Genomic DNA, 2,270 nt, shown 5'->3' on the forward strand with positions numbered 1-2,270 from the left:
GCGGAATGGGGCTGTTGATTGGCGTGCCGCTGTTGGTGTGCATCAACATTTTAGCGGATCGTTTGGCGCTTTGCGGTTCGACGAACATCTAACCGCAAAGTTGCCAGTGTATTGAACGTTGTGCTTAGTTAAATAACTTTTCCGCCGCAACGGGTGGGCTGAATAAATATCCCTGACCGTAGATACAACCTTTGTCGACCAAGTAAGCCACTTGTTCTGGCGTTTCGATGCCTTCTGCCACGACTTTGAGTGAAAGCGTCGTGCCCATCGCAATGATGGCGTTAACAATGGCGTTGCTGTCGTTGTCGTTAGGCACATCACTGACAAACGAGCGGTCGATTTTCAGTTTGTTGATTGGCAAACCTTTGAGGTACGACAGCGAAGAATAGCCTGTGCCGAAGTCATCCAACGAAATCTCGATTCCGAGTTCACACAGCTGATTTAGCGATGCGATGGCCAGTTTTGGATCGATAAGCAAAAAGCTTTCGGTAATTTCCAGCTCCAAGCGATGCGCCGGGAATCCCGTTTCACGAAGGATGGTTTTGAGCTTGTTGATGAAGCGCGACTGTTGCAATTGAAGTGCTGATACATTGACTGCAATTTTGCCAAATTGAACGCCTCTCGCCAGCCAGTCAGTCCCTTGTAAACAGGCGTCTTTGAGTACCCATTCGCCGATGCTTTGAATCAAGCCCGTCTTCTCTGCGATAGGAATAAAATCCGCAGGTGGCACTAAGCCAAATTCTGGGTGTTCCCAACGCACCAAGGTTTCCACACCAATAATTGCGTTTTGCGCGAGGTTGTATTGCGGCTGATACACCAAATGCAGCTGTTCTTTTTCTATCGCTTCATGCAGCGCAGATTGAATTCGGACGTGCGATACCGATTTGTCAGTTAAATCCGGAGAGTAGAAGGCGTAGCCGTTACGGCCATTTTTTTTCGCCAGATACATTGCGGTGTCGGCGTTTTTTAGCAGCGTTTCACTGTCTTGACCGTCGTTCGGGTAGAGTGCGATACCGATGCTGGTGGAGATCCGCAGCGAATCGTGATTTGCCAGATCGAACGGGCGGCGGAACACACCCAAAATCGAGCTTAACGTTTCGAGTAACGGAGAATCGCCGTCAATGTCTGGCAGTACGATGACAAATTCATCGCCACCGATGCGAGCCACATGCGCGTTCAGGTGCAAAATGTCTTGCAGGCGAACCGCCAGTTTTGACAACAGTTGGTCACCACAGAAATGGCCCATGCTGTCGTTAATGTGCTTAAAGTGGTCGATATCAAGAAACAACGTAGCGAAAGGTTGTTCCATCTCGATGTGCTGTTCCAACAAGCTGATCAAATGAGTACGGTTGGGCAAGCTGGTTAGCGGATCATAAAACGCCATGCGTTGCAGTTTCTCTTCGTGCGCTTTGCGCACTGAGATGTCCTCAAACACACAGATGTAGTTAATTAGGTGGTTTTTGTCATCCATTACCGCGCTAATAGTGGCTAATTGCGGGTAAATGCTGCCATCACGTTTGCGGTTGATAAACTCGCCTTTCCATTGACCTTTGGTTTCAAGTTGCTGCCAAAGTTGTTGGTAAAAAGCATCATCATGGTGCCCAGAGCGGAGAATGTTGGGGTTCTTCCCAATCACTTCTTCGGCGCTGAATCCGGTGATCTGCGAGAACGCGTTGTTGACATCAATGATATTGGCATTGCTGTCGGTAATGACCATGCCTTCTTGCGAGTTGTTGAAGATTTTCGACGCCAACGACAATTGCGTTTCCACCATCTTGCGACGGGTGATGTTGCGCGTCATGCCCAAAATGCCGATCAGGTCACCGGCCTGATTTCGTACCGGTGATTTGATGGTTTCCAGCCAAGTTGGGTTGTTGTTTTCATCAATTTGGCGACACTCTTCAACGATGTTCTGTGTGCCAGTGGCGACCACTAATCGGTCGGCATCAATGAATTTTTCCGCGCGTTCGGCGCTGAAAAGGTCAAAGTCGTTCTTCCCGACAATGTCATCGTTAGACTTTTTCCACGCCTGTTCCACGCTGCGGTTAGTCATGGCGTACAGACCATCGGTGGTTTTGATCCAGATGTGGTCATCCAGACAATCGATGAATTCTTGCAGCGTTGGTAGTGGCTTGTTGGCGTGTGAGTGATGACGTTTGAGCTCTTGATGATAATGCTGGCTAACATCAAAACTGATGCGGCCTGCCAGTGCGCTCAGCCACGCAGAAACGGTTTGCTTTTGCTGCGTTGAGTGCGTCAACGTCACAACG

1 protein-coding gene is annotated in these 2,270 nt (G+C 49.2%); it reads right to left on the reverse strand.

What is annotated here, in order from left to right; all coding sequences use genetic code 11:
* Window positions 1–124: 124 nt before the first annotated feature.
* Complete coding sequence (locus R8N28_RS23755; protein ID WP_318183492.1) at window positions 125–2,266, reverse strand: EAL domain-containing protein; 2,142 nt, start codon at window positions 2,264–2,266, stop codon at window positions 125–127.
* Window positions 2,267–2,270 lie beyond the last annotated feature (4 nt).

The sequence above is a fragment of the Vibrio sp. Vb1554 genome (assembly GCF_033344235.1).